Raw genomic sequence first — 16,195 nt, 5'->3', positions numbered from 1 at the left:
CGGGTGTCCTCTTCATTACAGCCCCCGCAGGATCGCCGGGACGGACTCCGCGATCTCGGTGGCGGTCACCGGCCCCCCGGCCGATCCGGAGCTTCCGGCCCGGCCGTGCAGGCTCGCGGCCATCGCCGCCATCGCCGCCCACCGGTCCGAACCCGCTATCCCATGCGCCGCGAACGCCTCCCCGCTGCCGGACAGCTGCGCCAGCAGCGCACCGAGCACGCCGGCCAGGACGTCCCCGCTGCCGGCCGTGGCCAGCCAGGGGTTTGCCTCTGCCTGACTGAAAATTGTTCCCGAAGCGGCCGCCACAACAGTGGTAGCGCCCTTGAGCAGCACGGTGGCTCCTGTCAGTGACGCGGCCTGCACGACGACGGCGAGCGTTGCGTTCTCCACCCCGGTGCGGCCGGCTTCCGCGCCGTACCGCGCCAGCAGGGCGGCCAGTTCGCCGGCGTGCGGCGTCAGGACCGTGTGCGGAGCGAGGACTCGGGGCAGGGCCGGCAGTGCTCCGGCGTCGGCCACGAGCGGAAGCCCGGTGGCTGCCGCCTCGCGGACACGGTCCAGCTGATCATGGGCGTCCGCGTCGAGGCCCGGACCCAGCAGCCAGGCCTGGACATGGGTCTCCGCCGGGCGTTCCGGGCCGCAGACCACCTCGGGGCAGGCCCGGCGGACGAGGTCCGCGACTTCCGGCGGGCCGAGGTACCGCACCATGCCGACGCCGGCCGCCAGGGCGCCTTTGCAGGCCAGCACGGCGGCGCCGGGGTACCGCTGCGATCCGGCCACCACACCCAGCACGCCGCGCGAGTACTTTTGGGACCGCCGTTCCGGACGAGGCAGCAGCAGGGCAAGGTCCTCGGCTTCCAGCCGGCGCAAAGCAGGCGACGGAAGCGCCGATTCAATGCCGATCGGGATGACATGGATTCGTCCGGCGAAGTCCGCTCCGGGGTCGGCCAGCAGGCCCGCTTTAGCGGCGCCAAAAGTCACGGTCAGGTCCGCACCAAGCACGGGTGTGTGGGCCTCGCCCGTGTCGGCATCGACCCCGCTGGGGATGTCACAGGCGATCACCAGGCCCGGCCGGGAGACCTGCAGCCGCCCCAGCAGCGCGGCGGCGGGGCCCCGGAGCCCGCCCCGGGCGCCGGTTCCGAGGACCGCGTCCATCACGACGTCGGTCCGCGCGGCGGCTGCCGATACTTCGGTGACGTTGTCAGGAGTCAGGCGAACCACCCGGCCGCCGGCCCGTTCGAACGCCGCAAGTCCGGCCGCGTGGGCCCCGCCCGCGGTGAGCACCGCCGTCGTCCGCATGCCCCGGCCGGCGAGCAGCGCGGCGGCGAACAACCCGTCCCCGCCGTTGTTGCCCGTTCCTGCAAGTACCGTCATGCTGGCACCGTAGAGGCGGCTCCCGCGGCTGTGCAGTTCGCGGACGACGGCGTTGGCCAGCCCGTAGGCGGCCCGCTGCATCAGGACCGCGTCGGCGGCCGGTTCTGCCTGGATAAACTGCTCTTCGGCCGCGCGTATCTGGGTTCCGGTGTAGGCGCTGATCATGGGTTCAGTCCATTCGCGGTGCAGTGGCTGCGGGAAGTGCGGTCCTCGACACGCCGGCGATGCTTAGCCTTCGGCGAGGACGGTCGCGGTGGCGATCCCGCCGTCGTGACTTATCGACAGGTGCCAGCGCTTGACGCCCTTGGATTCTGCCACGGCCAGCACTGTGCCCTTGATCTGCACGGTGGGACCGTTCTGGTCCAGTCCGATCCAGCAGTCCTGCCAGTTCATGCCGGCCGGCGCCCCCAGCACTTTGGCCACGGCCTCCTTCGCGGCAAACCGTGCCGCCAGGGACCGCGTGTTCAGTTCGCGCTCTGCGGGGACGAACAGCCTGTCGCGCAGCCCGGGGGTGCGCTCCAGCTGCCGGCCGAACCGTTCAATGTCTACGACGTCTACGCCAATGCCAACAATCATGGCGCTATTCTACGGTCACGCTCTTGGCGAGGTTGCGAGGCTGGTCCACGTCGTACCCCTTGGCGGAGGCGAGGGCGAGAGCGAAGATCTGAAGCGGCACCGTGCTGAGCAGGGGCGCCAGCAGGGTGGGCGACTCCGGGATGTAGAAAACGTGCTCGGCGTAGGCCTTGACCGCTTCGTCGCCCTCTTCGGCGATGACGATGGTCATGGCGCCGCGGGCGCGGACTTCCTGGATGTTGGAGACCACCTTCGCGTGCAGCGAATCCCGGCCGCGGGGTGACGGGACCACAACGAAAACGGGCTGGCCCTCTTCGATCAGCGCGATCGGGCCGTGCTTGAGCTCGCCGGCCGCAAAGCCCTCCGCATGGATGTAGGCGAGCTCCTTGAGCTTGAGCGCGCCTTCCATCGCCACCGGGAACCCGACGTGGCGGCCCAGGAACAGTACCGACTTGGCGTCGGCCATGGACTCGCCGAGTGCCTTGATCTGGCCCTCGTTGTCGAGGATCTGCTGGATCTTGGCCGGGATTTTGCCCAGATCGGCCAGGATGTCCTTGATCTCGCCCTGGAACTTGTTGCCACGCAGCTGTGCCAGATACAGTCCCAGCAGATACGCTGCGGTGATCTGCGCGAGGAAGGCCTTGGTGGAAGCCACCGCGATTTCCGGGCCGGCGTGGGTGTAGAGCACGGCGTCGGATTCGCGCGGGATCGTGGATCCGTTGGTGTTGCAGATGGAGACCGTCTTGGCGCCCTGTTCCTTGGCATAGCGGACGGCCATCAGGGTGTCCATGGTCTCGCCGGACTGGGAGATCGACACGATGAGCGTGTTGGCGTCCACGATCGGGTCCCGGTAGCGGAATTCGTGGGAGAGCTCCACCTCGGTGGGGATCCGGCACCAGTGCTCGATCGCGTACTTGGCAACTTGCCCGGCATAGGCGGAGGTTCCGCAGGCCAGGACGATGATCTTGTCGATGCTCTTGAGCAGTTCCGGATCGATCCGGAGTTCGTCGAGGGTCAGCCTGCCGTGGACGTCGGAGCGGCCCAGCAGGGTCTGCAGGACGGCGTCGGGCTGGTCGTGGATTTCCTTTTCCATAAAGGACGGGAAGCCGCCCTTTTCTGCCGAGGCCGGGTCCCAGTCGACGTGGTATTCCTTGCCTTCGGCCGGGGCGCCGTAGAAGTCGGTGATCTCCACGGTGTCTGCGGTGATGGTGACGATCTGGTCCTGGCCCAGCTCGACGGCGCGCCGCGTGTAATCGATGAAACCGGAAACGTCGGAGCCGAGGAAGTTCTCGCCGTCGCCGAGGCCCACCACCAGCGGGGAGTTTCGGCGCGCCGCAACAACCACGTCGGGCTGGTCGGCGTGCACTGCAAGGAGGGTGAAGGCGCCCTCGAGGCGCTGGCAGGCAAGCTGCATGGCCTTGGTCAGGCCACCCTTGGAGAGGTCGCCGCCCAGCTGGTTGCGGTAGATATCGCCCAGCAGCGCCGCTGCCACTTCGGTGTCCGTCTCGGAGAGGAATTTCACACCCTTGCGCACGAGCTCCAGTTTGAGCTCGGCGAAGTTTTCGATAATGCCGTTGTGGATCACCGCCAGCTTGCCTTCGTCGGAGAGGTGCGGGTGCGCATTCTGGTCCGTCGGGCCGCCGTGGGTTGCCCAGCGGGTGTGACCGATGCCGGTCAGGGACGCCGGCAAGGGATTGTCCTCCAGCTCCGCGAGCAGGTTGAGCAGCTTGCCCGACTTCTTGCGTGCGGAGATGGTTCCGTCCGCCACCACCGCGATTCCCGCCGAGTCGTAGCCGCGGTACTCCAGCCGCCGCAATCCTTCAAGAACAACGTCCAGGGCATTGTGTCCAGTATTTACCCGGCCAGTTGAGTGGCCCACATATCCAACGATTCCACACATGGGCATAAGCCTAGCGGGTTTCCCGGACCGCAAACGAAGGCTGCGCCGCGGCAATGGCCCCCTCCTCCGGCCCGGACGGGGCTTGCCCGGCCGGCCCATTTCGCTCTCGGCCCCGTGAAGGGCAGAATCTCTAGGGTGACTTTGCAACGCAATGAAGCGAACGGCGACGGCGCCTCCCCGTTCGTGGAGCTGGACAGGCAGACCTGGTCCCGGCTCGCGGCCCAGATGGAGCAGCCCCTGAACGAAGAGGACGTGCTCCGGCTCCGCGGCCTCGGCGATCCCCTCGACATGAAGGAAGTCCGCGACGTCTACCTGCCGCTCTCCCGGCTCCTGCACCTGTATGTGGAGGCCGCGGGCCAGCTGCACGCGGCCACCACCACCTTCCTCGGGGAGCAGACCCAACGCACCCCGTTCGTGATCGGCGTGGCCGGTTCGGTGGCCGTCGGCAAATCGACCATCGCCCGGGTCCTCCGCGAGATGCTCCGCCGCTGGCCGGGAACACCCAACGTGGAACTCATCACCACGGACGGATTCCTCTACCCCCTGGCCGAGCTCAAGCGCCGCCAGCTGCTGGAGCGCAAGGGTTTTCCGGAGTCCTATGACCGCCGCGCACTGCTGCGTTTTGTGAGCGAAATCAAAGGCGGCGCCGAGGAAGTCCGGGCCCCCTGGTACTCCCATGTGACCTACGACATCGTCCCGGGCAAGGAAGTGGTGGTGCGCCGCCCCGACGTGCTGATTGTCGAGGGACTGAACGTCCTGGCACCGGCCCGCCCGCGGCACGACGGCCGCCAGGGCCTGGCCCTGAGTGACTTCTTCGACTTCTCCATCTATGTTGATGCCAAAACGCCCTACATTGAGGAGTGGTACGTGGACCGCTTCCGCAAGCTTCGCACCACTGCGTTCGCGCAGCCAGAGTCCTACTTCCACCGCTATGCCACGCTCTCGGACGCGGAGGCTGAGCAGACCGCCCGCGAAATCTGGAAGCGCATCAACGAACCGAACCTGGAAGAGAATGTCCTGCCCACCCGCGGCCGGGCGCAGCTGGTCCTCACGAAGGATGCTGACCACTCCATCCGGCGCATGCTTCTTCGGAAGGTTTAGCACAGATGTGCCACGACGGATCCGGCACTGCCGGGACTCCGCCGGCAAGCCAGGACCACCCGCCCCAGGAGACCCCGAACCGACGGACCTTCAGCCGGCTCCTGATCGCCGGATCCGGCCTCGCCGCCCTGGCCGCCTGCACCCCAGAACCGATGCCGCCGCCGTCGTCCGCCTCCGGTACCGCCACGGCGACGACGGAGCCCAGCCCGGCGGCACCGTCCACCGCAGCAGCCGTTTCCCCGACGGAGTCCGTCCCGGCTACCTCCGCCAGCACGGCACCGGAAACGCCTCCGGCAGCCCCCGCACCGTCCGCCGCCGGGGCCGCGGCTCGGCACTCACTCTCCGATCCGGAGAGCCCCTGGGTAGTGGTCAACAAGCACCGGCCGCTCTCCCCCGCGGCTTACGTACCGGTGGACCTGGTCCAGCCGTCCGTCCGCCTCGCCGTATCCGGTGAGGCAGCCCTGCTGAACAGTTCGACGGCGGCAGCGGCGGAAGGGATGTTTGCGGCGGCAGCCACCGCCGGCGTCGTGCTGACCCTGGCCAGCGGCTACCGGTCCTTCGCGACGCAGACACTCACCTACAACAGCTATGTGGACTCGCGGGGACAGCCCGAGGCCGACACCGCTTCCGCGCGTCCCGGCCACTCCGAACACCAGACCGGCTGGTGCTTCGATATCGGCGACGGCGGGGGCGCGTGCAGCTTCCAGCCCTGCTTCGCCGGGCAGCCGGCAGCGGTCTGGGCCAAGGCGAACTGCCACCGCTTCGGTTTTGTGGTGCGCTATCCGTGGCTGTTGCACCCCATCACCGGCTACTACTACGAGCCCTGGCACCTGCGCTTCATCGGCGTCGACGCGGCAACGGACATGCACCAGCGCGGCATCGCGACGCTTGAGGAATACTTCGGGCTCGAAGCGGCACCGGCCTACCTGTAGCGGTCCTGTCCGGGTCGAACAGCGGAAACCGTCCGGCGGGACGGCCGACACGGGCCATGCGCCTCATCTGCGCGCCACGCCGCGTTCATGCCCCTGGGCTACCGTGGAATCATGCTGACCGGATTCAAGAACTTCATTCTCAAAGGCAACGTCGTCGACCTTGCCGTCGCAGTAGTCATCGGCGCCGCATTTGGCGCGGTGGTAACGGCACTCGTCCAGAGCGTCCTTATGCCGTTCATTGCCGGGCTGGTCGGTGCGCCCAACTTCGACAGGTTTGCCGTCGTCACCCTGAACGGAAATGACATGAAGTTTGGCGTGCTGCTGACGGCGATCGTCAACTTCCTCCTCATCGCGGCCGCGATCTATTTCGTTGTTGTGGTGCCCATGAACCACATGATCGAACGCCGCAACCGCCGGCTCGGCATCAACCCGAACGTCAAGGAGGAAGCGGCCGAGGACCCGCAGATCGCCCTCCTGACCGAGATCCGCGACGCGCTCCGGAAGTAGGCCCGGCCGGGTACGCTGGCCGCTCAGCTCAGTCCAAGACGAGCATCGTCAGAGGACGAGGAAACTTCCGCCCCTTTGGAGGCCATCCCGGTGAGCCTGGGCACCGCGGCCAGCAGGGTCAGCGGGATGAAGCCAACAAGTATCGGGGATGCCAGGACCATAGCGGGAGCTACAAGCAGCGGCCACTGCTTTCGCGCCCCAATCAGCACCAGCGCTACGGCGAGCAGGCAACGCAAGATGAAGCTTGTTCGGGAATCCGGCGTGCCCTCCCTGTGTTCGACAAGAAACTGCAGCCACGCCTGCCAACCCATAGGATCCAGGGCATAGGAAACAAGGACAATGAGGGTCAGACCGCCAACGCCACGCCGGAGTTGGCGCCACTCGCCGCGTGCCGCAAACCATAGAAGGCCGACGCCGGCCGTGACCTTCGTCAGGATGGGAAAGGACCACATGGCTGGCGTCCGCATGCCTACAACAGCGGCGGCGGCAAGCAAAATGTAGATGTTGCCCACCACAAGCTCCGGCAGGCAGAGCATGAATGTCGGGACCGACCATCGGAGCTGCAGCGGCTTGAGGAGCCAGCAAAGGACTACTGCTTCGAGGCAGATCCACATCGCCAGAAAGAGCTGCCAAGGGAGAATCGCCAAGGGCCTCAGCACCGTAATGAAGGCGGGCGAGTAGAGGTAAGCGTCTCTTTGGCCCGGAGCCCTCTCGTAGTCAAGCTCGCCTTGGGCTGCGAGCCAGTAGGCATGTGCGTCTTGCCCAAGCGCATCACTCAGGAACGCTGCCCGGAGTGACATAAATGCATACAGCAAACCCAGGGGCCAGATGAGGAAAACCGCCAGCCTCATAAATAGCGGATACTTTGACGCGAAATCAGACCAACTTCGTGGCGGCCCGTCGATGGCACGCGCTAGCGCGCCGTAAATTTTCCCCATGCCCTGATACTGCCATGTTGCGACGGCGCCGCCGTTTAGGCGCCCCCGTGGGGCTTGCGCCGGCTCAGTCCGAGACGAGCGCTAGGGCCAGCTCGGTCCGGACCACCAGGGCCAGGCGTTCGGCCACGGACTGGGCGGTGTCGTGGTCTGCCGCCTCCACCATCACCCGGACCACCGGCTCGGTGCCGGAGGGCCGCAGCAGGACCCGTCCGGTGTCACCGAGTTCGGCTTCGGCGAGGGCGACAGCCCCGGCCACCGATTCGTCGCCGTTCACCCTGGTGCGGTCAACGCCCTTGACGTTGATCAGCACCTGCGGGAGCTTGGTCATCACTTTGGCAAGCTCTTTCAGCGGACGTCCGGTGAGGGCCACCTGCGCTGCAATCTGAAGGCCGGTGAGGACGCCGTCGCCGGTGGTCGCGTGGTCGGCAAAGATCACATGGCCGGACTGCTCACCGCCGAGGTTGAAGCCGCCGGCACGCATTTCCTCTAGCACGTAACGGTCACCAACCCCGGTCTCGCGGAGGACGATGCCGGCCTCGCGGAGCGCAATCTTGAGTCCAAGGTTGCTCATCACGGTGGCTACCAGTACATCGTCCGTGAGCTTCCCGGATGCCTTGAGCGCCACGGCGAGGATGGCCATGATTTCGTCGCCGTCAACCTCGTTGCCTTCATGGTCCACGGCGAGGCAGCGGTCCGCGTCGCCGTCGTGGGCGATACCCAGGTCCGCTCCCTGCTCCAGGACAGCGCGCTTTAGCGGCCCCAGGTGCGTGGAACCGACGCCTTCGTTGATGTTCAGGCCGTCGGGCTGGGCGCCGATCACCACCACGTCAGCGCCGGCGTCCTTGAAGACCTGCGGGGAACAGCCGCTGGCCGCTCCGTGCGCGCAGTCCAGGACGACTTTGAGTCCGTCGAGGCGGTGCGGGAGCGTGCCCAGCAGGTGGACGATGTAGCGGTCCTCAGCGTCGGAGAAGCGCTGGATGCGGCCGACTTCGCCGCCGGTGGGGCGGAACGGGTCCTTACCCAGCTGCTCTTCGATGGCGTTCTCGACGTGGTCGGGGAGCTTCTGGCCGCCGCGGGCGAAGAACTTGATGCCGTTATCCGGGGCGGGATTGTGGGAGGCGGAGATCATCACGCCGAAGTCTGCGTCCAGATCGGCCACGAGGTAGGCCGCCGCAGGGGTGGGCAGCACGCCGGCATCGTAGACATCGATGCCGGAGCTGGCCAGGCCCGCCTCGACGGCGGCTGCAATGAATTCACCGCTGGCGCGGGGGTCGCGGGCAACCACAGCTCGCGGCCGCGTTCCGTTGGTATTGCGGTCATGGCCAAGCACAACGGCGGCGGCCTGGGCCAGCTGCAAAGCCAGCTCGGCAGTCAGCAGGCCATTGGCCAAACCTCGGACTCCATCTGTTCCAAATAATCTAGACATCGAATCAAGCTTAGACGATGGCCGCAATATTCCGGCCCGGCCTCCCGTCCGGGGCACCCGACGGGCGGCGTCAACGTCAAAAGCCCGCCCCGCCAGAAGGGGCGGAACGGGCTTTCGTGCAAGCGCCAAATGCGCTTGGAGCGCTTTCTAGCGCTTGGGGATCCGAGCGCTCGAAAACGCCGCGGGCCCCAACAGACGGTCGCGCCAGCGGCCATCTGTAGGGAAGGCGCTGTCTAGCGCTTGGAGTACTGCTGAGCCTTACGGGCCTTCTTGAGACCGGCCTTCTTACGCTCGATGACGCGGGCGTCACGGCGCAGGTAGCCGGCCTTCTTCAGGGTGGCGCGGTTGTTCTCGGTGTCGATCTCGTTCAGGGAACGGGCGATGCCGAGGCGCAGGGCACCGGCCTGGCCGGAAATGCCACCACCGTGAATGCGGGCCATCACGTCGTAGGCACCATCAAGATCGAGGATCTTGAAGGGCTCGTTGACGTCCTGCTGGTGCAGCTTGTTCGGGAAGTAGTTGGCCAGCTCGCGGCCGTTGATGGTCCACTTGCCGGTGCCGGGCACAATGCGAACACGTGCGACGGCTTCCTTGCGACGGCCAACTGCTGCGCCGGCGACCGTGAGGGCCGGGCGTTCCTTCTTGGGCGCTTCTGCTTCCGCAGGACCGCTTTCCGAGGTGTAGCTGGTCAGGTTTTCCTCAGCCACAACGGCCTCGGTGGTCAGTTCTTCGTTCTGAGCCACGATTCTCCTTGATTAAAAGTTGGTTGGTGGCCAGGACTACTGGGCGACCTGGGTGATTTCGTATGTCTTGGGCTGCTGGGCGGCGTGAGGGTGCTCTGCACCCTTGTAGACCTTCAGCTTGCCCAGCTGCTGTGCAGCGAGGGAGTTCTTCGGGAGCATGCCCTTGATGGCCTTCTCCACGGCGCGGACCGGGTTGGATTCCAGCAGCTCCGCGTAGGTGACCGAGGTCAGGCCGCCCGGGTAACCGGAGTGGCGGTATGCGCGCTTCTGCTCCAGCTTGGCGCCGGTGAGGGCAACCTTTTCAGCGTTGATGATGATGACGAAGTCGCCCATGTCCATGTGGGACGCAAAGGTGGCCTTGTGCTTGCCGCGCAGCAGGATTGCGGTCTGGCTCGCGAGGCGACCAAGGACAACGTCTGTGGCGTCAATGACGTGCCACTGGCGGTTGATATCGCCGGGCTTCGGGGTGTACGTACGCACGGTGTTTGCCTCGTTCTTGTTCTGGCGTTCTTGTTTTAGGCGTCACGCGAAGGTGCACCTACTATCTATGCGCTACCGGAACAGAGGTGAGGGCTCCATGCAACCAGTAGTCCTATTGGTCCCGAATGTGCACGATGAGTAGCTATCCTGCAACCGGATTCTCATACGGGCACGCATCATCGAGAAAGGACACGCACAACGACTACCAAGAATAGCCGATGACGGGCGCTTGGGTCAAAATGGGATGTCCCCGTGCACAGTGCACGGTCAGCCCGGCCCGCCCGGGCTGCTCCAGTCAGGGAGTCCTTGTGTCCTTATCAGGTATAGCAGCCAGCGCCGGGCCGCTTCTCGTCATCTCCGCAGGGCTGTTCGGCCTGTTCGCGGGGATGCTCTCCGAGCTGGTGATCGCCCGCTCGCTCCCCCGCCTTGGCGTATTGCCGGCCAGACGGACACGAATCACGACGGCGGCCCTGACCGGCCTTCTCTGCGCCGCCCTGGCACTGCGGTTCGGGATGGGCTGGTCGCTGCCAGCCTTTCTGGTGCTTGGCGTGCTCGCCGTCCAGCTGGCCCGCATCGACTTGTCCTTCCGCCTGCTGCCAAATCCGCTCGTGGGCGCCCTGCTCGTGTCCGGCCTGGCGCTCTTCGCTGTCAGCAGCGCCGCCACGACCGATTGGTTCGGGTTTCTTCGCGCAGTGGCCGGAGCGACGGTCTTGTTCGTCGTATTCCTGATCCTGGCGCTCGTGTCTCCGCACGGCATCGGAATGGGAGATGTGAAGCTCGCCGCGCCGGTGGGCCTGTACCTGGGTTTCCTGGGTTGGAGCCAGGTATTTTACGGCGGGGCCCTGGGCTTCGTCATCGGCGGAATTGTCTCCCTGGTCGCGATGCGGCGACAGATACCGGGCCGAGCGGCCGAAGTTGCTTTCGGGCCCTCTCTGCTCGCGGCGGCCCTGGGGCTTATTTTGTTCACGTCGTAGCCCGCCAGGAGCGCTCCAATTCCCAGCGTAGGCACAGGTCCGGCGCAGGAACAGCCCGTAAGTCAAGCCTTTGCGCAGGTTGCGCGCAGCGCCGTCCCGGAGCGTCCTGGCGCGTTCTAATGTATCAACTGGAGCTGGCGCTGGGCCAGCCGCATCTCTCTTCAGGAGTCCTTATGTTCGCTCGTCTGGCAGCAAACCTGCACACCCTCGGTTTCACGCTCCAGTCCCGCCTTCGCAACGACGAAAAGGGCGCCACGGCCGTCGAGTACGGCCTGATGGTGGCCCTGATCGCCGTGGTCCTGATCGCCGGCGTCGGCGCCTTCGGTGGGCAGCTGAACACCTTCTTCAACGGCCTCGGAAAATCGCTTAAGTTCACGCCTTAGCCAGTCCGGGCCGGAAAGCCGGCCCTCATAGAGGACGTCGCGGCGCCTCGGCCGACGCCGTCCAGCATTTCCTTAGGAAAGAAGCAATGGAACGATCATCCTCTGAACGCGGCGCCGCCGCGGTCGAGTTCGCACTGATCGTTCCGTTGCTTCTTTTGCTTTTGCTGGGCGTCATCGAGTTTGGCCGGGTTTTCAATGCGCAGCTGCAGCTTAGCGCCGCGGCCCGGGAATCAGTCCGGGTGATGGCCATCCAGAAGCAGCCCGGCACGGCGATCAACACGGCGATCGCCGCGGCGCCAAACCTTAACCCCCGGCTCACCGCCGGGAACGTCCAGGTCACGCCGGCGTCCTGCGCCGCCGCCACGGATGTGACGGTCACCATCACATATTCGGTGGATCTGCTGTCCGGACTCTTCGCCGATGCGGTTCCGCTTACCGGACGGGCGGTGATGCGATGCGGCGGCTGAACAGGCGGGTAACAAGGCGGCCAAGCACGAGGGAAGACGGCGCCGTGGCCGTGATCACGGCACTTTTTATGGTGGTGTTGCTCGGCATCACCGCAATCGTGGTGGACGTCGGCATGGTCTACGCGGAAAGGTTCCAACTGCAAAACGGGGCCGACGCCGCCGCACTGGCGATTGCCCAGGACTGTGCCGCGGGAAGGTGCGCCAACCCCGGTGCCACGGCCAATCTGCTTGCAGGTAAGAACGCGCATGACGGTGTGTCTGCCGCCACCGCTGTCATCTCCGGCAAAACCGTGACGGTCCGGACCAGCACCGCCACCCCGGACGGTGGCAGTGCCGTCCAGCACTGGTTTGCCCCGGTGCTGGGCATAGATTCCACCACAGTAGAGGCTGTCGCAAAAGCATCTTGGGGCAGCCCGTCAAAAGCCACGGTGTTTCCCTTCACGGCCCCCCGTTGCGTGTTCGATACTGCGCCCACGAATGAATTTTGGATCACCAGCACGTCCTCCTGCACCGGTCCGGGCGGCCAGACCCTGCCGGGCGCTTTCGGCTGGCTAGACGAAGACGCAAAGAAAAGCTGCCGGACCTCCGTCGACGTTGACCAGGTCATCGGCGGCGAGCCTGGCAAGAGCGGCCCGCAGAACTGCGATATCGATGGCACAACCATCCTCCTTCCGGTCTACGCCAGCGCCTCCGGCAACGGCAACAACGTGTCTTACGTCATTGACGGTTTCGCCGCCTTCAAAGTTTCGGCGCACAGCTGGCCAAGCGAGAAGCGATCGGAGGCCGGCTGCAACAATTGCACCGGCATCAAGGGTAAGTTCATCACGCTGGTCTCCCTCGCGGATCTCCAGTCTTTCGGCGTTGAAGAGCTGGACGGAAAGTCCCTCAACGCCTTCTTCGTCGCACTAAGCCTGTAGGAGCAATCAGAGTGAATAGCAGAGTCCTGGCAGCGGTAGCAGCCGTCGTGCTGGCAGTGGCCGGGAGCATCCTGCTGATCTCCTACACCAACGGCGCAGAGCAGCGCGCTTTCGCTGGCGTCCAAACCGCCGAGGTGCTCATCGTCAGCACGGCAGTGCCCGCCGGCACCCCGGCCGACGTTGTGCTGCAGAGCGCCACGCGGCAGGCAGTACCGGCAAAAACTCTCCCGGCTGACGCCGTGTCCGATCCTGCAGCCATCAGCGGACTCGTCAGCACCGTGGACCTGGTGCCCGGTGAACAGCTCCTGCGCACCCGATTCCGCGATCCGGCCACCATGCAGGACCCGGGGACCACCGCCGTGCCGGCAGGGATGCAGGAGGTCTCAATCCTGCTGGCACCGCAGCGCGCGGTGGGCGGACTGCTCAAGGCCGGGGACACCGTTGGGGTTTTCATTTCCTTGAAGACTGAAGTCACGCGTTTGACGCTGCACAAAGTCCTTGTCACCGCCGTGCAGGGAGCCCCCGTCGCGGCCCCGGAAGACTCGACTTCCGGAGCCAGCCCCGGCGCCGCGTCCGAGGCCGTGATGGTCACCCTGGCACTGACCGCCGCGAACGCGGAGAAGCTTGTCTACGGACAGGAATTCGGCACCATCTGGCTCTCCGACGAACCCTCAACCGCAGGGGAAGACGGCACCCGCGAGCTGACCCGCGAGGGGATCTACAAGTGAGCCGCTACGTTGTAGTAACCGATGATCCTGGCCTGCCGGGCCGGATCGGGGCAGCCGCAACGGGGCCCTTGCAAGGAGACGTCCACCGCTGGCAGGGCGGCAGGCTTCCGGGCCGCCCTGCCGAGGTTCGCAGCCAGTTGGAACGCCCCGCTGATCTTGAGGTTCTGATCCTTGGCTCGGGCATGCCGCTGGAGCTGGCGCTGACGCTCGCGACGGCGTTCGACGTCGAATGCCCCGAAGTGGCGGTGCTCCTGGCGGCTCAGCCGGACCCCGGCGTTGTGCTGGCGGCGCTGCGCGCCGGAGTCCTTGACCTGCTGGAACCGGAGGCCGGTGCTGACGAGGTCGCGGCGCTGCTCCACCGTGCCGTGCGTAGCGCCGCGCTGTACCGCAGAGCCGTGCCCGTGGAACAGACCAAGTCTGAGGCGCCTGCCGGGCGGGTCATCGCCGTCGTCTCACCCAAGGGCGGCGTCGGAAAGACGACCATCGCGAGCAATCTCGCAGTGGGCCTCGCCAAGTCAGCGCCGCACGGAACCGTTTTGGTGGATCTGGATCTGCAGTTCGGCGACGTTGCCAGCGCACTCGCCATCTCCGCTGAACACTCGGTTTCCGACGCCGTACACGGTCCCGCACGGCGGGACACCATGGTGCTCAAGACGTTCCTGAGCGCCCATCCCAGTGGCCTCTATGCACTCTGCGCCCCGGACTCCCCCGATGCCGCCGAGGGACTGACCGGCGAGGACGTTGCCCACCTGCTCGGCCAACTGGCCAGCCAGTACCGCTATGTTGTAGTGGACACCGCCCCCGGCCTGTCCGACCACACCCTTGCCGCCCTAGACCAAGCCACGGATTTCGTGTTCGTCACCGGTCCCGACGTGCCGGGCGTCCGGGGTATGCGCAGGGAACTGGACGTGCTGGCCGAGCTGGGGATGCATCCGCTCAAGCGGCATATGGTCCTCAACGGCGCCGACTTCAAGGCCGGCGTCTCACTGCGCGACGTGGAGACTGCGCTGGGAACCAGCGTGGACGTGGTGATACCGCGCTCCCGTGCGGTCGCTCTTTCCACCAACCAGGGATCTCCCCTGCTGAACGGGACGGTCCGCGGACCGGCCACCAAAGCGCTGCAAAAATTGCTGGCCCGCTTCGTCGCCCCTGCAGTCCCGCCCCGGCGCTTCGGGCCCCGCCACCGGGTGGGAGCCTGATGAATCTCGCCCAGCGCCTGCAGGCTGCCCGCGATACATCCGGGCAGCAGCCCCGTCCTGAGGCACCCGCACGTCCGGACCGTCCCGCGCCGGCAGCCTCACGGACCCCCGCCCCGGACCCGACCTCTGTCCCTGTCCCTGTCCCTGTCCCGGTCAAGCGTGCGCCGGACACCCGCTCCGTTCGCGCGGCGGGCACCACCCAGCCGGCTCCCCCGTACGCCGCCGGGAGTCCCCGGAAAACGGCGCCGGCGGAGGCCGCCCCAGCCCGGGACGCCCTGGCGAAGTTGAAAGACCGGGCCGGTTCCATTTTGTTCGAACGGCTGGGCACCCGGCTGATTGATACGTCCCTGACCGAGGACCAACTGCACGCGCTGGTGCAGCAAGAGCTCATCGAGGTGGTCGAGGCCGAGCAGGTGCCGCTGACGAAGGATGAAAGGCAACGCCTGATCAAGGGCGTCAGCGATGACGTCCTGGGCTACGGACCCCTGCAGCGCCTCCTCGACGACGAGAGCATCACGGAGATCATGGTCAACGGCCCGGACATGATCTACGTCGAACAGGACGGGAAACTGACCCGCAGCAGGGTCCGTTTCGCCTCCGAAGCGCACCTCCGCAAGGTCATCGAGCGCATCGTTGCGCGGGTGGGACGGCGCATCGATGAATCCTCGCCCTTGGTGGACGCCCGGCTGGCCGACGGATCGAGAGTCAACGCCGTTGTCCCGCCGCTAGCCGTCAACGGGTCGTCACTGACAATCCGCAAATTCGCCACCGACCCCTTCCAGGTCCACGACCTCATCGGCTTCGGCACGCTCTCTCCGGAAATGGCCGAGCTCCTCGACGCCTGCGTCAAAGCCCGTCTGAACATCATCGTCTCGGGCGGCACAGGGACGGGCAAAACCACGCTGCTCAACGTCCTTTCCAGCTTCATTCCGGAGGGCGAACGCATCGTCACCATCGAGGACGCCGTCGAGCTCCAACTGCAGCAGGACCATGTGGTTCGGCTGGAGAGCAGGCCCAGCAACATTGAAGGTAAAGGCGAAATCACCATCCGCGACCTCGTCCGCAACTCCCTCCGGATGCGGCCCGACCGGATCGTGGTGGGTGAGGTCAGAGGCGGAGAGACCCTGGACATGCTGCAGGCCATGAACACCGGCCACGATGGTTCCCTGTCCACGGTCCACTCGAACTCCCCCCGGGACGCCATCGCCCGGCTCGAAACCCTGGTCTTGATGGCCGGGATGGACCTGCCGCTGCGCGCAGTCCGGGAACAGATAGCCTCCGCCGTGGACGTGATCGTCCAACTCACCCGGCTCCGCGACGGCACCCGCCGCGTCACCCATGTCACCGAGGTCCAGGGCATGGAAGGCGAGATTGTGACCCTTCAAGACGCATTTGTCTTCGACTACAGCGCGGGACTCGATGCCAACGGCCGTTTCCTCGGCAAGCCGATGCCCACCGGGGTCCGCCCGCGGTTTACGGACCGCTTCACGGAACTCGGCATAGAACTCTCCCCCGGGATCTTCAATCCTGCTCCCGTGTTAGCCCGGGCCCGATGA

Annotated in this window: 17 protein-coding genes; 10 read left to right on the top strand and 7 right to left on the bottom strand. The window is 66.1% G+C overall.

All coding sequences use genetic code 11. From position 1 onward, the window contains the following. Positions 1–15: 15 nt before the first annotated feature. The 3 genes from AC50X6_RS03285 to glmS all read right to left on the bottom strand — a co-directional run bounded on the left by AC50X6_RS03285 (position 16) and on the right by glmS (position 3,844). Complete coding sequence (locus AC50X6_RS03285) at positions 16–1,536, bottom strand: NAD(P)H-hydrate epimerase (RefSeq protein WP_494964855.1); 1,521 nt, start codon at positions 1,534–1,536, stop codon at positions 16–18. 63 nt (positions 1,537–1,599) lie between these two features. Then, entirely contained in the window at positions 1,600–1,947 is a 348-nt protein-coding gene (locus tag AC50X6_RS03280) for a holo-ACP synthase (RefSeq protein WP_131682854.1), read from the bottom strand. A gap of 4 nt (positions 1,948–1,951) precedes the next feature. After that, complete coding sequence (gene glmS / locus AC50X6_RS03275; protein ID WP_494964854.1) at positions 1,952–3,844, bottom strand: glutamine--fructose-6-phosphate transaminase (isomerizing); 1,893 nt, start codon at positions 3,842–3,844, stop codon at positions 1,952–1,954. Positions 3,845–3,979: 135 nt separating this feature from the next. Here glmS and coaA point away from each other — a divergent pair, with 135 nt between their 5' ends. The 3 genes from coaA (at position 3,980) to mscL (ending at position 6,384) form a co-directional block, all read left to right on the top strand. Then, a complete protein-coding gene (coaA, locus tag AC50X6_RS03270) occupies positions 3,980–4,945 on the top strand; it encodes a type I pantothenate kinase (RefSeq protein WP_326966731.1) in 966 nt (321 codons plus the stop codon). Positions 4,946–4,950: 5 nt separating this feature from the next. Then, positions 4,951–5,877 (top strand): M15 family metallopeptidase, encoded by a 927-nt coding sequence (locus AC50X6_RS03265; protein WP_494964853.1) that lies wholly within the window; start codon positions 4,951–4,953, stop codon positions 5,875–5,877. 111 nt (positions 5,878–5,988) lie between these two features. After that, positions 5,989–6,384 (top strand): large conductance mechanosensitive channel protein MscL, encoded by a 396-nt coding sequence (mscL, locus tag AC50X6_RS03260; RefSeq protein WP_494964852.1) that lies wholly within the window; start codon positions 5,989–5,991, stop codon positions 6,382–6,384. Positions 6,385–6,407: 23 nt separating this feature from the next. On the opposite strand, the gene AC50X6_RS03255 is transcribed toward mscL, so the two are convergent. The 4 genes from AC50X6_RS03255 to rplM all read right to left on the bottom strand — a co-directional run bounded on the left by AC50X6_RS03255 (position 6,408) and on the right by rplM (position 9,971). Beyond that, positions 6,408–7,322 carry a glycosyltransferase family 87 protein gene (locus AC50X6_RS03255; RefSeq protein WP_494964851.1) on the bottom strand — a complete coding sequence of 305 codons (915 nt, stop codon included), beginning with the start codon at positions 7,320–7,322 and terminating at the stop codon, positions 6,408–6,410. Between the two features lie 64 nt (positions 7,323–7,386). Further along, entirely contained in the window at positions 7,387–8,748 is a 1,362-nt protein-coding gene (gene glmM, locus AC50X6_RS03250) for a phosphoglucosamine mutase (RefSeq protein WP_494964850.1), read from the bottom strand. A 233-nt stretch (positions 8,749–8,981) separates the two neighbouring features. Further along, on the bottom strand, positions 8,982–9,491 hold the full coding sequence (rpsI, locus tag AC50X6_RS03245) for a 30S ribosomal protein S9 (RefSeq protein WP_427129832.1): 510 nt from the start codon (positions 9,489–9,491) through the stop codon (positions 8,982–8,984). A gap of 36 nt (positions 9,492–9,527) precedes the next feature. Further along, positions 9,528–9,971, bottom strand: coding sequence for a 50S ribosomal protein L13 (gene rplM, locus AC50X6_RS03240; protein ID WP_024367145.1), 444 nt, complete (start codon positions 9,969–9,971; stop codon positions 9,528–9,530). A 308-nt stretch (positions 9,972–10,279) separates the two neighbouring features. On the opposite strand from rplM, the gene AC50X6_RS03235 reads away from it, so the two are divergent. The 7 genes from AC50X6_RS03235 to AC50X6_RS03205 all read left to right on the top strand — a co-directional run bounded on the left by AC50X6_RS03235 (position 10,280) and on the right by AC50X6_RS03205 (position 16,195). Then, positions 10,280–10,945 (top strand): prepilin peptidase, encoded by a 666-nt coding sequence (locus tag AC50X6_RS03235; protein ID WP_494964849.1) that lies wholly within the window; start codon positions 10,280–10,282, stop codon positions 10,943–10,945. A gap of 173 nt (positions 10,946–11,118) precedes the next feature. Then, positions 11,119–11,328: a Flp family type IVb pilin gene (locus AC50X6_RS03230; protein ID WP_494964848.1), complete on the top strand. Its 210-nt coding sequence runs from the start codon at positions 11,119–11,121 to the stop codon at positions 11,326–11,328. Positions 11,329–11,414: 86 nt separating this feature from the next. Then, positions 11,415–11,795, top strand: coding sequence for a TadE/TadG family type IV pilus assembly protein (locus AC50X6_RS03225; RefSeq protein WP_494964847.1), 381 nt, complete (start codon positions 11,415–11,417; stop codon positions 11,793–11,795). 44 nt (positions 11,796–11,839) lie between these two features. After that, positions 11,840–12,712 carry a pilus assembly protein TadG-related protein gene (locus AC50X6_RS03220; RefSeq protein ID WP_494964846.1) on the top strand — a complete coding sequence of 291 codons (873 nt, stop codon included), beginning with the start codon at positions 11,840–11,842 and terminating at the stop codon, positions 12,710–12,712. An 11-nt stretch (positions 12,713–12,723) separates the two neighbouring features. Beyond that, positions 12,724–13,440 (top strand): Flp pilus assembly protein CpaB, encoded by a 717-nt coding sequence (gene cpaB / locus AC50X6_RS03215; protein WP_494964845.1) that lies wholly within the window; start codon positions 12,724–12,726, stop codon positions 13,438–13,440. Then, on the top strand, positions 13,437–14,639 hold the full coding sequence (locus AC50X6_RS03210) for a CpaE/TadZ family protein (RefSeq protein WP_494964844.1): 1,203 nt from the start codon (positions 13,437–13,439) through the stop codon (positions 14,637–14,639). Before cpaB ends, AC50X6_RS03210 begins: the two co-directional genes overlap by 4 nt. Further along, positions 14,639–16,195 carry a TadA family conjugal transfer-associated ATPase gene (locus AC50X6_RS03205; RefSeq protein WP_494964843.1) on the top strand — a complete coding sequence of 519 codons (1,557 nt, stop codon included), beginning with the start codon at positions 14,639–14,641 and terminating at the stop codon, positions 16,193–16,195. Before AC50X6_RS03210 ends, AC50X6_RS03205 begins: the two co-directional genes overlap by 1 nt.

The sequence above is a fragment of the Pseudarthrobacter sp. HLT1-7 genome (assembly GCF_059383435.1).
The sequence above is the reverse complement of the archived record's forward strand: the minus strand, read 5'-3'. Positions and strand labels throughout refer to the sequence as shown.